A 1,166-nucleotide genomic window follows, 5' to 3' on the forward strand; every position below is an offset into this window, starting at 1 on the left:
TACTGATGTTGAAAGGCTGAGGTGTGTTGATCAGACCGGCTGGAGGACCAGACCGGTCTCGGCGACGAAGCCGTTCAGCAGGTCAGGCCGGTACTGCATCGGTTTGAGATGACTTTTCAGCAGTACGGCCAGCGCGTCGACACCGTCGACGGCCAGGTTGCAGATCTTGCCCTTCATGTTGGCCCACACGCCCTCGGCCGGATTCAGCTCCGGTGCGTAGGTCGGCAGCAGGTAGGTGCTCAACCAGTCGTGACCGGTGATGAAGGCGCGCATCGCCGGGTTCTTGTGCCGCCCGAGGTTGTCCCAGACCACCACCAGCGGAGCGTTCAGCAGGCGGTGGGCGGCCTGCAGCAACCGGGTGAAGTCCGGCACGTCGAAGCCCTTCGGCTCGCCTTTGCGGTCATGGAAGACCATGACCCGGTACAGCAGCCGGGTGCGCTCCCCGGGCCGCACGCAGATCAGCCCGGCGATCGAGACCCTCCCCGATCCCCTGCCCGAGACCTTGACCACCGGCGTCGCCCCGACCGGCGCCCAGGTCCGGCCCTTGGGCGGGCGCAGGCTCTGGCCGGACTCGTCCTCGAAGGCGATCCAGGCGCGGCGCTCGGCGGCCTCGGCGCAGATCCGCGGCCAGACCTGCGCCACCCACGCCGCGATCCGCTCCTCATCGCGCTCGATCGCCCGATGCGCCGGCACCTGCACGCTCCAGCCGAGGCGGTGCAGCAGGTAGTCCAGCCCGCGCAGGGTGTACGACACCCCGAACAGCTCACCGATCAGCCGCGCGATCCGCGCCAGGGTCCAGCGTTGATCGCTCCAGCCGTGGGCGGCCGGGCCGCGCCGCAGTTCGGCGTCCAGCCGGGCCAGCTGGGCGTCATCGAGTTTGCAGACCGCTCCGCCGGCCCCCGTGGAGGCCAGGGCCGCCCGGCCGCCGGTCCGCCATGTCTTGCGCCAGGCGTAGGCCGACTTCTCGCTGACCCGCAGGATCCTGGCCACCTGCGCGGGCGCGAACCCGTTGGCGAACAGATCGCATGCGTACAGGCGGAGCCGCTCCCGCTGGGCGCGTTCCTCGGCGGTGAAACCACCGCTATCCGGATATCTCATACCAAAGGTGATCCCCGGGTGGGCGCGGATACACCTGGCGTGCTCACCTCAGCACTTCAAGATCAGTA

General features: G+C 69.0%; 1 protein-coding gene. It reads right to left on the reverse strand.

What is annotated here, in order from left to right; all coding sequences use genetic code 11:
• Nucleotides 1–30: 30 nt before the first annotated feature.
• A complete protein-coding gene (locus ACWJ6R_RS36730; RefSeq protein WP_449066609.1) occupies nt 31–1,098 on the reverse strand; it encodes an IS630 family transposase in 1,068 nt (355 codons plus the stop codon).
• Nucleotides 1,099–1,166: the final 68 nt, after the last annotated feature.

It is taken from the genome of Planomonospora algeriensis, from assembly GCF_977012225.1.